The 16,294-nt window shown below is 69.0% G+C and carries 14 protein-coding genes; 7 read left to right on the top strand and 7 right to left on the bottom strand.

The window, feature by feature from the left end; genetic code table 11:
* The first annotated feature begins 32 nt into the window (after positions 1-32).
* The 3 genes from BST10_RS01095 to BST10_RS01105 are packed head-to-tail and all read left to right on the top strand — an operon-like array spanning position 33 to position 3,810.
* Positions 33-2,354, top strand: a complete 2,322-nt coding sequence (locus BST10_RS01095; RefSeq protein WP_013829903.1) for a nitric-oxide reductase large subunit — start codon at positions 33-35, stop codon at positions 2,352-2,354.
* 5 nt (positions 2,355-2,359) lie between these two features.
* A complete protein-coding gene (locus tag BST10_RS01100; protein WP_013829904.1) occupies positions 2,360-3,016 on the top strand; it encodes a hypothetical protein in 657 nt (218 codons plus the stop codon).
* Positions 3,013-3,810, top strand: a complete 798-nt coding sequence (locus BST10_RS01105) for a slipin family protein (RefSeq protein ID WP_013829905.1) — start codon at positions 3,013-3,015, stop codon at positions 3,808-3,810. The genes BST10_RS01100 and BST10_RS01105 overlap by 4 nt, the downstream gene beginning before the upstream one ends.
* Positions 3,811-3,825: 15 nt before the next feature.
* Here the strand turns inward: BST10_RS01105 and BST10_RS01110 are convergent, their stop codons facing one another.
* On the bottom strand, positions 3,826-4,596 hold the full coding sequence (locus BST10_RS01110) for an SDR family NAD(P)-dependent oxidoreductase (protein WP_013829906.1): 771 nt from the start codon (positions 4,594-4,596) through the stop codon (positions 3,826-3,828).
* A gap of 119 nt (positions 4,597-4,715) precedes the next feature.
* On the opposite strand from BST10_RS01110, the gene dosR reads away from it, so the two are divergent.
* Together dosR and BST10_RS01120 are read left to right on the top strand one after the other, a co-directional pair.
* On the top strand, positions 4,716-5,357 hold the full coding sequence (gene dosR, locus BST10_RS01115) for a hypoxia response regulator transcription factor DosR/DevR (protein WP_013829907.1): 642 nt from the start codon (positions 4,716-4,718) through the stop codon (positions 5,355-5,357).
* The gene (locus BST10_RS01120; protein ID WP_083035885.1) at positions 5,350-7,059 is read left to right on the top strand and encodes a GAF domain-containing sensor histidine kinase; all 1,710 of its coding nucleotides are present in this window, start codon (positions 5,350-5,352) and stop codon (positions 7,057-7,059) included. Before dosR ends, BST10_RS01120 begins: the two co-directional genes overlap by 8 nt.
* Before the next feature lie 15 nt (positions 7,060-7,074).
* On the opposite strand, the gene BST10_RS01125 is transcribed toward BST10_RS01120, so the two are convergent.
* Both BST10_RS01125 and BST10_RS01130 read right to left on the bottom strand, forming a co-directional pair.
* Entirely contained in the window at positions 7,075-8,163 is a 1,089-nt protein-coding gene (locus BST10_RS01125; protein WP_083035887.1) for an Acg family FMN-binding oxidoreductase, read from the bottom strand.
* A gap of 144 nt (positions 8,164-8,307) precedes the next feature.
* Positions 8,308-9,027 (bottom strand): Crp/Fnr family transcriptional regulator, encoded by a 720-nt coding sequence (locus BST10_RS01130; protein ID WP_083035889.1) that lies wholly within the window; start codon positions 9,025-9,027, stop codon positions 8,308-8,310.
* Positions 9,028-9,125: 98 nt separating this feature from the next.
* Here BST10_RS01130 and BST10_RS01135 point away from each other — a divergent pair, with 98 nt between their 5' ends.
* Positions 9,126-9,785 (top strand): chemotaxis protein CheB, encoded by a 660-nt coding sequence (locus tag BST10_RS01135; protein WP_083035891.1) that lies wholly within the window; start codon positions 9,126-9,128, stop codon positions 9,783-9,785.
* 98 nt (positions 9,786-9,883) lie between these two features.
* Positions 9,884-11,326 (top strand): WS/DGAT/MGAT family O-acyltransferase, encoded by a 1,443-nt coding sequence (locus tag BST10_RS01140; protein WP_083035893.1) that lies wholly within the window; start codon positions 9,884-9,886, stop codon positions 11,324-11,326.
* Positions 11,327-11,353: 27 nt separating this feature from the next.
* On the opposite strand, the gene lpqB is transcribed toward BST10_RS01140, so the two are convergent.
* The 4 genes from lpqB to BST10_RS01160 form a co-directional block, all read right to left on the bottom strand.
* On the bottom strand, positions 11,354-13,174 hold the full coding sequence (lpqB, locus tag BST10_RS01145; RefSeq protein WP_083035895.1) for an MtrAB system accessory lipoprotein LpqB: 1,821 nt from the start codon (positions 13,172-13,174) through the stop codon (positions 11,354-11,356).
* On the bottom strand, positions 13,174-14,823 hold the full coding sequence (gene mtrB / locus BST10_RS01150; RefSeq protein ID WP_013829914.1) for an MtrAB system histidine kinase MtrB: 1,650 nt from the start codon (positions 14,821-14,823) through the stop codon (positions 13,174-13,176). Before mtrB ends, lpqB begins: the two co-directional genes overlap by 1 nt.
* Before the next feature lie 78 nt (positions 14,824-14,901).
* Positions 14,902-15,588, bottom strand: coding sequence for a two-component system response regulator MtrA (mtrA, locus tag BST10_RS01155; protein WP_013829915.1), 687 nt, complete (start codon positions 15,586-15,588; stop codon positions 14,902-14,904).
* Positions 15,589-15,639: 51 nt separating this feature from the next.
* The gene (locus BST10_RS01160; RefSeq protein WP_083035897.1) at positions 15,640-16,269 is read right to left on the bottom strand and encodes a dTMP kinase; all 630 of its coding nucleotides are present in this window, start codon (positions 16,267-16,269) and stop codon (positions 15,640-15,642) included.
* Positions 16,270-16,294 lie beyond the last annotated feature (25 nt).

Raw genomic sequence — 16,294 nt, forward strand, 5'->3', positions numbered from 1 at the left:
CGTCCCCGTCCATGACCTCCGAAGCGACACAGATGGGCACGCCGACCAGCGACTCCGGCCGCGCCGAAGCATTGGTGGGCAAAGGCTGGGCCCAGGGCGTGGCCCTGGTGATGATCTTCGGATTCCTGGTGATGGGAATCCTGGCGTACCGCACCTACACCGCATCGATGCCGATGCCGGACAAGGTCATCACCGAGACCGGCGAGCAGCTGTTCACCGGCGACGACATCACCCGCGGCCAGACGCTGTTCCAGGCCCGCGGACTGATGCAGTACGGCTCGATCCTCGGCCACGGCGCCTACCTCGGCCCGGATTACACCGCCGAATACCTGCGGTTGGCCACCGACAACGTGGCCGGCCAGTTCGAAGCACAGGGCGTGGTCAACCCGCACCAGGAAGTGGTCGCGGAGTTCCGGACCAACCGCTACAACGCCGACACTTCCACGCTGGTCTTCACCGACAAACAGGCCCGCGCGTTCGACGACATCGCGCGCCACTACGCCGAGTACTTCGGTGAGTCCACCACCAAATACGGCCTGCTGCCGGACATGATCACCGACCCGGGCGAGATCCGCGACCTGACCGCTTTCTTCGCCTGGACCGCCTGGGCGGCGGCGGCCGAGCGGCCCGGCCACAGCTACAGCTACACCAACAACTGGCCCTCGGAGCCCCGCGTCGACAACGGCCCCACCGGATCGGTCGTGGTGTGGTCAGTGCTGTCGCTGATCGCGCTGCTCGGCGGGATCGGGATCATGTTCACCATCTACGGCCGGTGGAGCCAGAACATCGGCTGGCACGGCGCCGAGACGACCAAGCTCAAGTTCCGCCAGCCGGGCGAGGTACCGCTGACCCGCTCGCAGCGCGCCGCGATCTGGATCTTCGCCGTGGTCGCGGTGCTGTTCTTGATCCAAACGCTGCTGGGCGGCGCCGTCGAGCACTACCGCGCGGACCTGGCGGAGTTCTACGGCATCGACCTGGCCAAGCTGCTGCCCTACAACCTGGCCCGCACCTGGCACCTGCAGTTGTCGCTGTTCTGGACCGCGGCGGCGTTCCTGGCCGGCGGGATCTTCCTGGTGCCGTTCATCACCCGCCGCGAACCCACCAAGCAGTCGTGGCTGGTCTACGGGCTGCTCGGTGCGCTAGCGATCGTGGTCTTCGGATCCATGGCATTCGAGGCGCTGTCGATCTTCGGGATGATCGAGCCCGGCACCGCCCTCTCCCAGCAGTGGGAGTTCCTGGACCTGCCGCGGGTGTTCCAGGTGCTGCTGATCATCGGCCTGTTCTTGTGGATCTTCATCATCTGGCGCGGCATGCGCGCCAAGCTGGCGTCCACCTCGAAGCTCAATCTGCCCTGGGTGTTCTTCTTCACCGGCCTGACCATCCCGGCGTTCTACGCGGTCAGCCTGCTCGCCGGCAGCGAAACACACTTCTCGGTCGCCGACTTCTGGCGGTTCTGGATGGTGCACCTGTGGGTGGAGGACTTCCTGGAGCTGTTCACCACGGCGATGGTGGCGTATCTGTTCGTGCAGCTCGGGGTGGTGCGCGAGCGCGTCGCGCTGCTGGTGATCTTCCTCGACATCATCTTGTACTCCGCCGGCGGTGTGATCGGCACCATGCACCACCTGTACTTCTCCGGCACCCCGGTGGAGCACATGGCGCTGGGCGCGTTCTTCTCGGCCGCCGAGGTCATCCCGCTGACCTTCCTGACCGTGGAGGCGTGGGCGTTCCTGCAGCTGGGCGCTCGCCAGGAGGCCGGCGGCGAGCACAACTTCCCGGCTCGCTGGGCGGTGATGTTCCTGGTCGCGGTCGGGTTCTGGAACTTCCTGGGGGCGGGCATCTTCGGCTTCCTGATCAACCTCCCGGTGGTGTCCTACTACGAGATCGGCACTGCGCTGACCGCCAACCATGCGCACGCGGCGATGTTCGGGGTCTACGGCATGCTCGCGGTGGCGCTGGCGATGTTCGCCTTCCGCTATGTGATCCCGGCGGACAAGTGGCCCAACAAGCTGGCCCGGCTCTCGTTCTGGAGCATGAACATCGGACTGGCCTGGATGGTGTTCGTCACGCTGCTGCCGCTGGGTGTGCTGCAGCTGTTCCACTCGGTCAACGCCGGCTACTTCGAGGCGCGGTCGCTGGGCTACATCACCCAGCCGGGCAACGCCCTGTTGGAGTGGATGCGGCTGCCCGGTGACCTGATCGTCATCGTCGGCGGCGTGCTGCCGTTCTGCTGGATCGCCTGGATCGCGTTGCGCAACTTCCGTTCCGGTGAGACGGTCGACGAGTTGCCGGAGCACCCGCTCTACGCCACGGTGACCGTCGGCGCGGATGCTGAAGCTTCCGAAACGGAGAGCTGACGACGATGACGATGCCGGGAGCGTGGGTGTGGCTGATGTCCGGCTACGCCCTGCTCCTGCTCGTCTTCGCGTGGGGCTTCGACGCCATGGCCAGGCGGACCTCCGACCGCGCTGCCCAGTGGCGCACCGGCAAGTTCGCCTACCACGACGATCACGACGCCTGGAAGTGCCCGGAGGACCAGTGGCTCTGGCCGTCGTCGTTCGACCCCGACAACCGGGTGATGCGCTATCGGGCGACGCCGTCGATCTGCAACGCCTGCCCGGTCAAGGACACCTGCACCACGTCGAACCACGGCCGGGAGATCACCCGGCCGGTGGACCCGTGGCCGCATTCGGAGGCGGGCCGGTTCCATCGGGGCATCGCCTGTGCGGTAGCGGGATTCGGGGTGGTCATGCCGCTGGCGACGCTGATCGCCAACCACCGGCCCGGCGACGTACTGGTGCTGGGTGCGACGATCCTGATCGTGCTGGCCGGTGGTGCCCCACTGGTGCGCCATCTGTGGAACACTCCGTCGAACGCCCCCGCTGAGAGACTGGACCGGGCCGGCGGGCAAGCGCAGGTCGAGCAGGTCGAAGCGGCCATCGACCGGTACTCCACCCGGTGGGGCGGTTTCTCGGACAGTTCTTCGACGACCAGGACCAGGAAGGCAGCACGCAAGTGAGTGAAGGGCTCATCACCGTGGTGGTGCTCGTGATCGCGGCGCTGGCCGTGCTGGCCTACTTCTCCATTCGGGTGCTGCCGCAATACGAGCGGGGTGTCGTCTTCCGGGTGGGCCATGCCCGGCCGCTCTACCAACCCGGTTTGCGGTTTCTGATTCCCGTGGTGGACAAGATGATCCGCGTCGACGAGCGGGTCGTGACGCTCACCATCCCCCCGCAGGAGGTGATCACCCGCGACAACGTTCCCGCCCGGGTGAACGCGGTGGTGATGTTCCAGGTGGTCGATCCGCTCAAAGCGATCCTGGCGGTCGAGAACTATGCGGTGGCCACCTCCCAGATCGCCCAGACCACGCTGCGCTCGCTGTTGGGCCGGGCCGACCTGGACACCCTGCTGGCCCACCGTGACGACCTCAACGCCGACCTGCGCACCATCATCGACAAGCAGACCGAGCCGTGGGGCGTGCAGGTCCGGGTGGTGGAGATCAAGGACGTGGAGATCCCCGAATCGATGCAGCGGGCGATGGCCCGCGAGGCGGAGGCCGAGCGGGAACGCCGGGCGAAGGTCATCAACGCCCGCGGCGAACTGCAGGCCTCCGAGGAGCTGAGCCAGGCCGCCGAGACGCTGTCGCGTAATCCGGCGTCGCTGCAACTGCGCTATCTGCAAACTCTTTTGGAGCTCGGCGCCGACCAGAACTCGACGGTGGTGTTCCCGCTGCCGGTGGACATCATCACGCCGTTCCTGGGCGGCGCGAGCCAGGCGCTGCGTGCTACCGGACGGGACAGCACAGCCGACTGAGTCGGTTAGCGGCGGTTAGCGGGCCACCATCCCCCCGTCGGCGTGGAGGGTCTGCCCGGTGATGAAGCTGCCGGCGTCCGATACCAGAAGCAACGCCGGGCCGACCATTTCAGCAGGGTCGGCGATGCGCTGCTGCAGCGTGGCAGCCCGCAGCGATTCGATGAACTCCGGCGGGTTGTTGCGCACCATGTCGGTATCGACCGGTCCGGGGGCGAGCGCATTGACGCGGATCCGCGATGAGGCGAACTCGGCGGCCATGGACCGGGTGAAGGAGACCAATGCCGCCTTCGCCGCCGAGTACATCGACGTCGCCGGCGAATAGACGAAGGCTCCGGCCGACACCATGTTCAGGATCGCGCCCCGGCCGCTGGCGCGAAGGTGCGGTAGCGCCGCTTGAACCAGCAGCACCGGCCCCTGGAGATTCACCGTGAACGACTTGACCAACGCCTCGGGAGTGATCTCGCCCAACGGCTGGGCGAGCGCATTGGCCGCATTGTTGATGACGATGTCGACGCCGCCGAACCGCTCGGCCGCGGTGTCGACCAGCTGCTGGATCGCCTCGACGTCGCCGAGATGCGTTGGCACCCCGATCGCCTCGGCGCCGGCCTGGCACAGTTGCTGCGCGGCGCGCTGGCACGCATCGCTCTTGCGGCTGGCGACGACGACCTTCGCGCCGGCGGCGGCCAGGCCGTGCGCCACCGACAACCCGATGCCGCGGGTACCTCCCGTCACGATGGCGGTGCGGCCGGTCAGGTCGAACAACGCGTTGAGGGCGGACCGGTCCACTGCGACCTCCTTGTCGGGGAATGCCGATATTACTTCCGGGCGGTATCGGGGCTTTGTACCCTGTGAATCCGTGGGTTGCGCCGCTACCGTGGTCAGTGCCTGAGCGGAGAGGACGCGTTGTGGTCACAGTCTTTCTGGTCGACGACCACGAGGTGGTGCGCCGCGGCCTGATCGACCTGCTCGGCGCCGATCCCGAGCTCGACGTGGTCGGCGAGGCCGGTTCGGTCGCCGAAGCGCTGGCGCGCATCCCGGCGCTGCGCCCCGACGTGGCGGTGCTCGACGTCCGGCTGCCCGACGGCAACGGCATCGAGCTCTGCCGAGACCTGCTGTCGCGCATGCCGGAGCTGCGGTGCCTGATCCTGACCTCGTTCACCTCCGACGAGGCCATGCTCGACGCCATCCTGGCCGGCGCCAGCGGCTACATCGTCAAGGACATCAAGGGCATGGAGTTGGCCCGTGCCGTCAAAGACGTCGGCGCCGGACGCTCGCTGCTGGACAACCGCGCCGCGGCGGCGCTGATGGCCAAACTGCGTGGCGCCACCGCCAAGCCCGATCCGCTGTCCGGGCTCTCGGAACAGGAGCGCACGCTGCTGAGCCTGCTCGCCGAGGGCCTGACCAACAAGCAGATCGCCGACCGGATGTTCTTGGCCGAGAAGACCGTCAAGAACTACGTGTCGCGGCTGCTGGCCAAGCTGGGGATGGAACGGCGGACCCAGGCCGCGGTGTTCGCCACCAAACTCGAGCGCTCCCGGAATGACTGACGACGGACCCGCGGACGGCCCGGACCCGCTGCGCGACACGTTATCTCAGCTGCGGTTGCGTGAGCTGCTGGTCGGTGTCCAGGACCGGGTGGAACAGATCGTAGAGGGACGCGATCGCCTCGACGGTCTGCTGGCCGCGATGCTGGTGGTCACCTCCGGGTTGGAGCTCGACGCCACGCTGCGCTCCATCGTGCAGACCGCCACCAACCTGGTCGATGCCAAATACGGTGCGCTGGAAGTGCACGACAATGACCGCCGGATGCTGGAGTTCGTCCATGAGGGCATCGACGACGACACGTTCGCACGGATCGGACGGCTGCCCGAGGGGCTGGGCGTGGTGGGCCTGTTGATCGAGGACCCCAAACCGCTGCGGCTCGATGATCTGACCAAACATCCGTCATCGGTGGGATTTCCGTCCGGGCACCCGACCATGCGCACGTTCCTCGGGGTGCCGGTCGGCGTGCGTGACGAGGTCTTCGGCAATCTGTATCTCACCGAGAAGGCCAACGGGCTGCCGTTCAGCGAGGATGACGAGGTGCTGGTGCAGGCACTGGCCGCCGCGGCCGGGATCGCCATCGCCAACGCCCGGTTGTACGCCCAGGCCAAGGCGCGACAGTCCTGGATCGAGTCCACCCGCGACATCGCGACCGAACTGCTGTCCGGAACCGATCCGAGCACCGTGTTCCGGTTGATCGCCGAGGAAGCCGGCAAGCTCACCGGATCGGAGTCGGCGCTGGTCGCCATCCCGATCGACGACGACACCCTTGAAGCCGAGGTCAACGAGCTTCTGGTGGTCGAAACCATCGGCGCGGCAATGGCTCCCCTCGACGGCGACACCATCCCGGTCGCCGGCAGCTCGGTCGGCGAGGCGTTCTCCCAGCGCAAGCCACGCCAGGTGGCCCGGCTTGCGCTGCCCGGGATCGATGCGACCGGTCCGGCACTGATCCTGCCGTTGCGCGCCGCCGACGCGGTGGCCGGCGTGGTGGTGGTGATGCGCCACGGCACCACCATTCCGTTCAGCGTCGAACAGCTCGACATGATGGCCGCGTTCGCCGACCAGGCCGCGTTGGCCTGGCAGCTGGCCACCTCGCAGCGCCGGATGCACGAACTCGACGTGCTCACCGACCGGGACCGGATCGCCCGCGACCTGCACGACCACGTCATCCAGCGACTGTTCGCGGTCGGGTTGTCGCTGCAGGGCACCATTCCGCGGGCCCGCGACGCCGTCGTCCGGCGCCGGCTGACCGACGCGGTCGACGACATGCAGGAGATCATCGGCGAGATCCGCACCACCATCTTCGACCTGCACGGCACCTCAGCGACGGTGACCCGGCTGCGGCAACGCCTCGACAACGCCGTCGCCCAGTTCTCCGGTTCGGGCCTGCACACCACCGTTGCGTTCATCGGCCCGCTGTCGGTGGTCGAACCGGTGCTGGCCGATCACGCCGAGGCGGTGGTCTCCGAGGCTGTCAGCAATGCGGTCCGGCACTCGCGCGCCACCGAGTTAACGGTGCAGATCAAGGTCGAAGACGACCTGGCCATCGAGGTGGCCGACAACGGCCGCGGGATGCCGGAGGTGGTCACCCCCAGCGGTCTGGCCAACCTGCGACGGCGCGCCGAGCAGGCGGGCGGGACGTTCGGCATCGAATCGGCGCCCGGCGGTGGCACGGTGGTGCGCTGGTCCGCGCCGCTGACGATATAGCCTTCGGCACCACCGTCAGACACACACCGCGAAGTTCCCGGTTTCGGCAGAGCCGGCCCGCCGATCACCGGCGGTCAGCCATTCGACGGTGTCGTCGAGGAAGCGCCGCGGGGTCGCCGGCAGCGGGTCGGCGTTGATCGGGGCCCAGCCCACCCGCAGCAGCATCTGCGGATAGCCGCTGGTGCCGAAGACGTCGCGGCGCACCGCGGCGCGGGTTTCGGCGATCTCGAGCGGCTCGGTGACCGGGCAGCTGGCCAACCCCAGCGCCGTCGCGGTCAACAACACCACGCTGGTGGCCTCACCGGCACGCAGTTGCGCCAGCCGGTCGTCGTGCTCGGTGCCCAACGCCAGCATCACCGCGCGGTCCTCGGCCGGGTCGGCTCCGGGCGGCTGGGCCAGCAGCGGGTCGGCGAACAGCCGCCCCGGAATCGGCGCGCCGGTACTCGGCGTCGGAACACTGCGTGCCGGGATGCCGGCCACCGACCCGTATCGACCACTCCACCTCGTCAGCTCGGCGAGGTAGTCGTAGTCGGCCCGGTGGGCGAAAACCGCTTGGGCCACTACGGTATTCAGCCGGTCGAGTGCGTCGATTCGGCGCAACATCACCCCGGCGCGGGCGGCTCGGGCGCCCATCAACGCGATATCGGCCGCCGCCACCGGCCATCCGCTGAAGTGGCGGCGATCGGTGCGCCGCCGGGGTATCGCCGCGGCCAACGCCACATTCACCTGATCGGGGACCTGTTCGGGGAGCCGCCCGGGTTCGGGCCCGAACAGCTCGAGCGTCGCCAGCAGGTCAGGGCGAGCCGGATCGGGCAGCCGGTGAACCCTGCAGCGCCAACCCAATGCAGCCAGTGCGACCACGCAATGATGCAGCGCCGCACCGCAACTCAGGATCAGACCGCGGCCGTCGGGATCCACGCTGCGCAGGTGCAGATCGGGGTTGGCGAACAGCTCCAGTCGAGGCTGCTGTGTCACCAGCTGCACCTTCCAGCGCCACGGCTGGGAGTTGTGCACCGACGGTGCGCGGGCCGCCAGCTGCAGCGCAGTGCGAACGGTCTCCCGAACGGCCGCGGTGGCCGGGTAGCCGGCAGGCTGTTCATCCACGGTCCGGGCCCCCTTTCTGCTGTCATGGGCCTGAGCCGAATCGGCGCCGTCTCCGAGCCCGCGACGCCTCCACGATGCCCCTGGCCGGGTGGTCTGCGACAGGGCAGGAAGGCCCTGGCTACGAAGGACTTTGGGCCACCAGCGTCAGCGACCTTCGCCGCGGTAGTTGATGATCGCATCGAATTCGGCTTTGACGATGCGGTAGCAGTCGCAGGCCAGTTGTTCGAGCAGCTGCCGGTCGGTGATGGTGATGACGCCGCGGCGGTAGCGGATCATGTTGCCGGCCTGAATGCGTTGGGCGGTTTCGGAGACGGTCGGTCGATGCACGCCGAGCATCTGGGCGAGGAACTCCTGCGTGAGCGGGAATTCGTCGCGCCCGACACGGTCGTGGGTGGTGAGCAGCCAGCGGGCCATCCGCTGTTCGGCGGGATGGCTGCGGTTGCAGATGACGTTTTGGGAGATCTGCACCATGGTGGTCTGGGTGTAACGGCCGAGCAGGGCATGCAAGCCCCCGTCTCGGGCCATCGCGCGGCGGAAATCCTCGGCGTCGATGGCGGCGGTGTCCCCGGGGACTTGGCAGAACGCCGTCTGCGGGCTGGTTGCCGCGCCGAGATACACCGGCAAACCCACGAACCCCTCGTGGCCGATAGTGGCCACTTCCACGGCGAGCCGGCCGTCGACTGACCCAACCAGCGAGTAGACCGCCGAGAGCGGAAAATACAACCGGCTGATCGGCACGCTCGGCTCGTAGGCCGTCTGCTTCATCTCCGCCTGTTCCAGCTGCAAGACGGAACGCATCCGGGCATATTCGGCCTCCGGCAGTTGTCCCAGAATCGCGTTGCGCCGAAAAGGGTCGTCACTCATCTCGTCGGTCCCTCATACGGATTATCCGATGCCCCGGGGCTACCCCGGTCGCCGGCGTTTCATGTCAGCTGGCCGACATGAGGATTACCCTGGCGGCTATGTTCGCGACCAGACACAACGGCGCGGCGGCACCAGCTGCCTTCGGGCGGGTGGTCCTGGTGGCATCGCTGGGCGGTATGAAAGCGCTCAATGAGGTGCTCTGCCGTCTCCCGGCGGATTATCCGGTCCCCGTCGTGGTCGCTCAGCACCGTCGGGCCACCCGAGGCAGCGGCGACATCCTGGCTCGGGTCCTGGCCGATAACACCTGCTTGCGCGTCCGAACCGCCGAGACCGGAGCCCCTGCGGATCAACCCGGCGTCACCGTCATACCGGCGCGCACCACAGCGACCATCGATCCGCGCGGCGTCTGGACGGTGCGCGACGCCCCTGGCGAAATGGGGGTCGGGGATGCGGTCTTGGCCAGTTCGGCCGCCCAGACGCCGACGATCGCAGTGATCCTGACGGGACGGTTGGCCGATGGCTCCAACGGGTGCCGGGCGGTCAAACGCAATGGCGGCCGGGTGCTCGTCCAGGATCCGTCGACCGCCGAGGCATCCGGCATGCCGGCGCACGCGCTGGCGACCGGCTGTGCCGATTTCGTCCTGCCGCTGGACCGGCTGGCCGCCGCGGTGTTGGCGCTGACCACCGCCCCGGGCGGCGCCGCGCTGCTCGCCGTCCCGTTGCCGCCCTGGGCGAGCCTGCACGCCGACGCCCGGTGATCACGCCCTGCAGGCGCTACTCGGGACTTCTGGCCCTGCCGACGCCGACTCATGCGGGCGGATCATAAAGAGCGGACGCAGGGCAGGAGGTCCGCATCATGGAGCAACTGACCACACTGGACGCGGGTTTTCTGGAAGCCGAAGACTCCGACCGTCACATCAGCCTGGCGATCGGCGGGCTGGTCATCCTGGCAGGACCGCCGCCGGATTACCCGTCGCTGGTTGCCACGTTGGGGGCGCGGATCAGCGGCTGCCGGCGGTTCGGCCAGAAACTGCAGCTGCACCCGTTCGACCTGGCGCCACCCCAGTGGGTGGCCGACCCCGACTTCGACATGGCACATCACCTGCGGCGAGTTGCGCTGCCGGGGCCGGGCGGCGACGCCGAACTGTTCGGGTTCGTCGCCGACCAGATGGCGCGCCGGCTGGACCGGGACCGGCCGCTATGGCACATCTGGGTGATCGAGGGCCTGACCGACGAGCGGTGGGCCATGCTGGTCAAAGTTCACCATTGCGTCGGCGACGGGATCGCGACCTCGCACCTGTTCACCGGGCTCTGCGACGAAAGCGGCGACCTCGACGACCGGGTGGCGAGTTTCGCCGGCCACCTTCCCAGCTCGCACGAAACACAGTCGGGCCAAAGGCATTTCGGTCTTCCCGTCGTGACCAGCAGCCCTGCGGCCTGGGCCGCCGAGCTGTGGAACGTGTCGACGGCGATCAGTGCCGCGGCCCTGCGGGCGGCCCGCGGCACCGTCGAACTATCGGCCGGGCTGCTACGCTCCGGCACCCCCACCGCGTTGAACGGGCCGATGAGCGCCATGCGCCGGTACAGCTCGGCGAAGGTATCGCTCGCCGACGTCAGCCAGATCTGTCAGGCGTTCGGCGTGACCCTCAACGATGTCGCGCTGGCCGGCTTGACCGAGGCCTACCGCGGCATGCTGAACCGCCGCGGCGAACGCCCGCTGCCCGAAACGCTGCGCACCCTGGTGCCGGTGTCCACGCGCGGCGGCGACGCCGTCGGCGCGACCGACAACCGGGTGTCGGTGATGCTGCCCTGCCTGCCGGTGGAGGAGGACAACCCGGTGCGGCGGCTGAAGCTGGTGCACGCGCGGCTGAGCCGAACCAAGCGCACCGGGCAGCATCAGGCCGGCAGTGCGTTCGTCTCGGTGGCCAACCACATTCCGTTCCCGTTGACCGCATGGGCGGTGCGGCTGTTGACGCGGCTGCCCCAGCGCGGTGTGACCACACTCGCGACCAATGTGCCGGGCCCGTCGCGGACGCTGCACATCATGGGCCGCACCGTGCTCGAGGTGCTTCCGGTGCCGCCGATCGCGCTGCAGTTGCGATCCGGGGTGGCGATGCTGAGCTACGCCGAGAGCCTGTTCTTCGGGGTGCTGGCCGACTACGACACCATGCCCGACGTCGACGAATTCACCCGCAGCATCGAGACGGCGGTGGCCCGCCTGGTTGCCGCCGCCAAGCGGCACAACGCCAGGCGGGAACGTAGCGAACACCGGCAGCCGGCGCTGGTCGTCACCGGGTGAGCGATCCGCCGCAGCGTACCGACGCGATCAGCCCGGCAACACCGGCAGCGCGCCACCGACCATGAACGGGCCCAGCGGCGACCAGCTCTGGTCGTCCTGTGCCCGCGACGACGACAGCGCCAGCACCCCGCGCGGATCGGCCACATAGACCGTGGATGGGTCGGCGACGATCGTCGACACCGGCAGCTGCAGATTGCCGCTGGGCGCATCGGAGTTCACCCCGTCGATGTTGACGTAGGACACCGGGTGCTTGGGATCGGACCGGCTCACCACGATGTCGTCGCCGGTGCGCCAGCTCAGTGACACCACCGAGGAGCCGAGCCCGAAGCCCAGCCGGCGCGGATAGTTCAGCACGAACTGGCCGGCCGCGGTCTGCTCGACACCGGCCAGGATCACCTGCCCCTCGATCACCATGGCGGCCCGGGTGCCGTCGCGGGACAGCTGCAGCTCGCTGATCGGGCCGGGGAACCGCGCATTGATCGCCCCGGAGTCCACCGGGATCCGGGCCGGGCGGCCCGAGGCCACCTCCTGGATCGCCCGCACCACATAGTTGCCGTCGACCACCACCCACACCGCTTCGTCCAGCGCCCAGCTGGGCCGCGACAGGGTGTGCCCCTCGGCCGCCTGCACCGCCTCACCGCCGAGGTCGCCGATCCACAGCGTGGCCTCCGGGTCGCCGGGATGCACCACCACCGACGCCACCTGACGCCCGTTGCGGGACAACGCGGCCGCCTGCTGGTCGGGTTCGCGGCCGAACGCCCCGGGCACCCGGTTGGCCTGCTGGCCGTCGAGGACCAGCAGCGAACCGTCCACCAGGGCGTGGATCCCGGCGCCGGCACCGTCGGAGGCGCCCGGGTCGGTGGTGGCCACATCGGAGGTCGTCCAGCCGTCGGGGAACCGGTCGTCGAGCGCCGCGCCGTCGGCGTTGATCACATACGGCCCCTTGATGTCCGCCCGGGCCAGCGTCCAGATCAGTTGGGCAGCAAGCAGTTGCCTGCTGTTGGGGTCGGTGGTCGAGAGGCTGTCCAGGTCGATCTTCGCGCCGCCGTAGCCCCGGCCCACCCCGCTCTTGCCACCGTCGGCGCGGGTCACCGGCCCGCGCAACCGCAACGGCGCCGCCAGCAGGTTGCGCACCCCGGCCATCTCCGGACGGGGGCCGGCGATCAGTTTGGACACCAACTCCGTCGCCAACTGGTCCGGGTCGGACACCGCCACGTAACGGGGGTCGGGAACCACCGTCTTGCCGGTGGGATCCACGAAATACAGCGTGTTGCGCTTGTAGGTGGCCTGAAACTGCTGCCAGTCCAAAAAGACTCCGTTGGGCAGCCGGTCGATGCGCCAGCCATCGGAGGTCTTGAGCAGCTCGATCGGCTCCGGGGAGGGCAGTGCCCCCTCGGCGGTCTCGAAAACCCCCATGTCCGACAGCGAACCCAGCATGTCGGCTCGCATGGTGACCGCGACCCGGTCGGCGCTGCGGGTTTCGACGAACACCACGTTGTCGATCAGCAGCGCGCTGCCGGCGTCGTCCCAGGCGTCCGACGCCGACTGGGTGAGGAACTGCCGCGCGGCGCGGTGCCGGTTGGCCGGATCGGCTGTCGCCTTGAGGAATTCGCGCAGCAGCACGTCAGGGTCCATCCCCGGGGTGGGTTTGGGCAGCACGGACGGCGGTGGCGCCTGCACCGTGCCGATCGCCTGCGGCGCGGAGTTGCTGGGCACCCCGGCGCAGCCCGCCAACACGAGCACCGCGTTCATCAGGGCGACCAGCAACGCCACCGGAGTCCCCCGGCGGTTCAGCGAGGCTCGACGGAGGAGAGGCGAAGCTGGGACCGCCGCATGAACCCGGCGCATCACCCGCTCCGCTCGGCATGTTCACGCGCCCGCTGCCGGCGCTCCCGGCGCTCGGCGGCGCTCACCGGTTTCATCGGCAGCGGGCTGGTGGTGACCTTGTGGCCGCGGACCAGCGGCAGCGTGAGCCGGAAGCAAGCGCCCTTGCCGGGTTCGCCCCAGGCCTCCAGCCGGCCCTGGTGCAGCCGGGCGTCCTCGACACTGATCGCCAATCCCAGCCCGGTGCCCCCGGAGCGGCGTACCCGCGACGGGTCGGCGCGCCAGAACCGGCTGAACACCAGCTTCTCCTCCCCCGGCCGCAATCCGACCCCGTGATCGCGCACGGTGACCGCGACGGTGTCCGCGTCGGCGCCCATCCGGATCACCACCGGCTTGTGCTCGGCGTGGTCGATGGCGTTGGCGATCAGATTGCGCAGAATCCGTTCCACCCGTCGCGGATCGACCTCGGCGATCACCGGATCGCCCGGCACGTTCACCCGGAGTTCGACGCCGGCCTCGGCGGCCAGATGACCGACGTTGTCCAGCGCGCTGTTGACCGTCGAGCGCAGGTCCACCGACTCCACCGACAGTTCGGCCACACCGGCGTCGTGCCGGGAGATCTCCAGCAGGTCATTGAGCAGCGACTCGAACCGGTCGAGCTCGCTGACCAGCAGCTCGGTGGACCGCCGCAGCGAGGGCTCCAGGTCTTCGCTGTGATCGTGGATCAGGTCGGCCGCCATCCGCACCGTGGTCAGCGGGGTCCGCAGCTCGTGGCTGACGTCGGAGGTGAACCGGCGCTGCAGGTTGCCGAACTCCTCGAGCTGGGTGATCTGGCGCGACAGGCTCTCGGCCATGTCGTTGAACGACACCGCCAGCCGGGCCATGTCGTCTTCGCCGCGCACCGGCATCCGTTCGGACAGGTGCCCCTCGGCGAACCGTTCGGCGATCCGCGAGGCCGATCGCACCGGCAGCACCACCTGGCGCGACACCAGCAACGCGATTCCCGCCAGCAGCACCAGCAACACCAGGCCGCCGGTGGCGATGGTGCCGCGCACCATCGAGATGGTGTTGCGCTCGCTGCCCAGCGGGTAGATCAGGTAGAGCTCCAGGTTGGTGATCCGCGAGGTGGTCGGTGTCCCGATCACCAGCGCCGGGCCGGAGAACCCCTCCACGTGCACGGTGGCGTACTGGTAGCTGACCTGACCGGCCTTGACGAATTCGCGCAGTGCGGCCGGCACCTGATCCACCGGCCCGGCGCTGGTCGCCGCACGCGGGCCCTCGCCGAGCACCACCAGCACCGCGTCGAACGCGCCGGCGGTTCCGCTGCCGGAGGCCGGGTCGGTCTTGCTCATCAGCGTGTTGCGGGCCAGTTGCAGGCTCGAGGTCAGCGACCGGGCCTCCTCACCGCCGACGATGCCGCCAGCCGTGATGCGGGCCCGCTCGATCTGTTCGGTGGCCGCCCGGACCTTGACGTCGAGCACCCGGTCGGTGATCTGACTGGTCAGCACGAAGCCGAGTGCCAGGATGACCGCAGCCGACAACCCCATCGTCAGCACCACCACCCGCAGCTGCAGCGAACGGCGCCAGGCGATCTGCACCGCGCGGCGCAGCGTGTTCACGCCGAGCAGCAGCGGACCCGACCGCCGGGGGCGCCGTCTGGAGCTGAAGATCATTGGCGCTTCTCCTCAGCCTCGCTGGCGCTCGGCATCGTCGAAGACGCGGAGATCACGTGCGCCGCACCCCGGGGGGGATCACGGAGGTCCGGCCTTGTAACCCACTCCTCGAACGGTCAGCACCACGGTCGGATTCTCCGGGTCTTGCTCTACTTTGGCCCGCAGGCGCTGGACGTGCACGTTCACCAGCCGGGTGTCGGCTGGGTGCCGGTATCCCCAGACCTGTTCGAGGAGCACCTCACGAGTAAACACCTGGCGGGGTTTGCGTGCCAGCGCCACCAGTAGGTCGAATTCCAGCGGCGTCAGGGAGATCTGCTCACCGCCGCGGCTGACCTTGTGTGCCGGCACGTCGATGTCGATGTCGGCGATCGAGAGCATCTCGGCCGGCTCGTCGTCGTTACGGCGCAGCCGCGCGCGCACCCGGGCCACCAGCTCCTTGGGCTTGAACGGCTTCATGATGTAGTCGTCGGCGCCCGATTCCAGCCCGAGCACCACATCGACGGTGTCGGTCTTGGCGGTGAGCATCACGATCGGCACGCCGGAGTCCTTGCGCAGCACCCGGCACACGTCGATGCCGTTCATGCCGGGCAGCATCAGGTCCAGCAGCACCAGATCGGGGCGCAGCTCGTGCACCGCGGTGAGCGCCTGGGTGCCGTCGCCGACGACCGCGGTGTCGAAACCCTCCCCGCGCAGCACGATGGTGAGCATCTCGGCCAGCGAAGCGTCGTCATCGACGACGAGAATCCTTTGCCTCATGGCGTACATGGTGTCACCAGATCGAGATAAAACCCTGCTACCACACCCGCGTTTCGCAGGTTAACCGCACAGAACGCCGGCCAGCTCGGCCGGGGCGACCGTCGGACCGGCCAACTGCCAGGGGCCGCCGAAGCCGGCGCGGGCCAACCCGCGGTACACCTCGCCGGTGCGGCGCTGCAGACCGTCGTCACGTTCGTAGCTGTCGCGGGCCCGGGCGGCGTCGCGCGTCTCGCGGTCGCGGGCACGCTGGGCGGCGAGCTCGGCGGGGACGTCGAGCAGCACCTGCCAGTCCGGCGCGGGCAGCCCGAGCCGCTCGAACTCCAGCTCGCGCACCCAGGCCACCACCTCCCCGTCGGCGTCCTGACGCAGCCGGGCGGCGCTGTAGGCCGCACTGGAGGCCACATACCGGTCCAGGATCACCACATCATGTTCGCGGCACAGTCCGGCGATCTGGTCTTTGGCCCCGGCCCGGTCCAGCGCGAACAGCATTGCCATCGCATACACCGAGTCCGCCAGGTCGCCGTGCCGGCCGCGCAGCGCCTCGGCGGCGACATCGGCGGTCACCGAGACGCCGTAGCGCGGGAAGGCCAGGCTGGCCACCGACTTCCCGGCGGCCTCGAACGCCGCGCGCAGCCCGTTGGTGAGGGTGTTCTTGCCGGCGCCGTCGACCCCCTCGATCGCGATCAGCACGGCGGGAAACCCCTCGCGACCAGAC

This window comes from Mycolicibacter algericus DSM 45454 (assembly GCF_002086455.1).
GTDB lineage: Bacteria > Actinomycetota > Actinomycetes > Mycobacteriales > Mycobacteriaceae > Mycobacterium > Mycobacterium algericum.

What these genes read in the sequence shown, in the direction of transcription:
- BST10_RS01095 (WP_013829903.1), top strand. Translation starts at nt 33, where the DNA reads ATGGGCACGCCGACCAGCGACTCCGGCCGCGCCGAAGCATTGGTGGGC.
- BST10_RS01100 (WP_013829904.1), top strand. Translation starts at nt 2,360, where the DNA reads ATGACGATGCCGGGAGCGTGGGTGTGGCTGATGTCCGGCTACGCCCTG.
- BST10_RS01120 (WP_083035885.1), top strand. Translation starts at nt 5,350, where the DNA reads ATGACTGACGACGGACCCGCGGACGGCCCGGACCCGCTGCGCGACACG.
- BST10_RS01130 (WP_083035889.1), bottom strand. Translation starts at nt 9,027, where the DNA reads ATGAGTGACGACCCTTTTCGGCGCAACGCGATTCTGGGACAACTGCCG.
- BST10_RS01135 (WP_083035891.1), top strand. Translation starts at nt 9,126, where the DNA reads ATGTTCGCGACCAGACACAACGGCGCGGCGGCACCAGCTGCCTTCGGG.
- BST10_RS01140 (WP_083035893.1), top strand. Translation starts at nt 9,884, where the DNA reads ATGGAGCAACTGACCACACTGGACGCGGGTTTTCTGGAAGCCGAAGAC.
- lpqB (WP_083035895.1), bottom strand. Translation starts at nt 13,174, where the DNA reads ATGCGCCGGGTTCATGCGGCGGTCCCAGCTTCGCCTCTCCTCCGTCGA.
- mtrB (WP_013829914.1), bottom strand. Translation starts at nt 14,823, where the DNA reads ATGATCTTCAGCTCCAGACGGCGCCCCCGGCGGTCGGGTCCGCTGCTG.
- mtrA (WP_013829915.1), bottom strand. Translation starts at nt 15,588, where the DNA reads ATGTACGCCATGAGGCAAAGGATTCTCGTCGTCGATGACGACGCTTCG.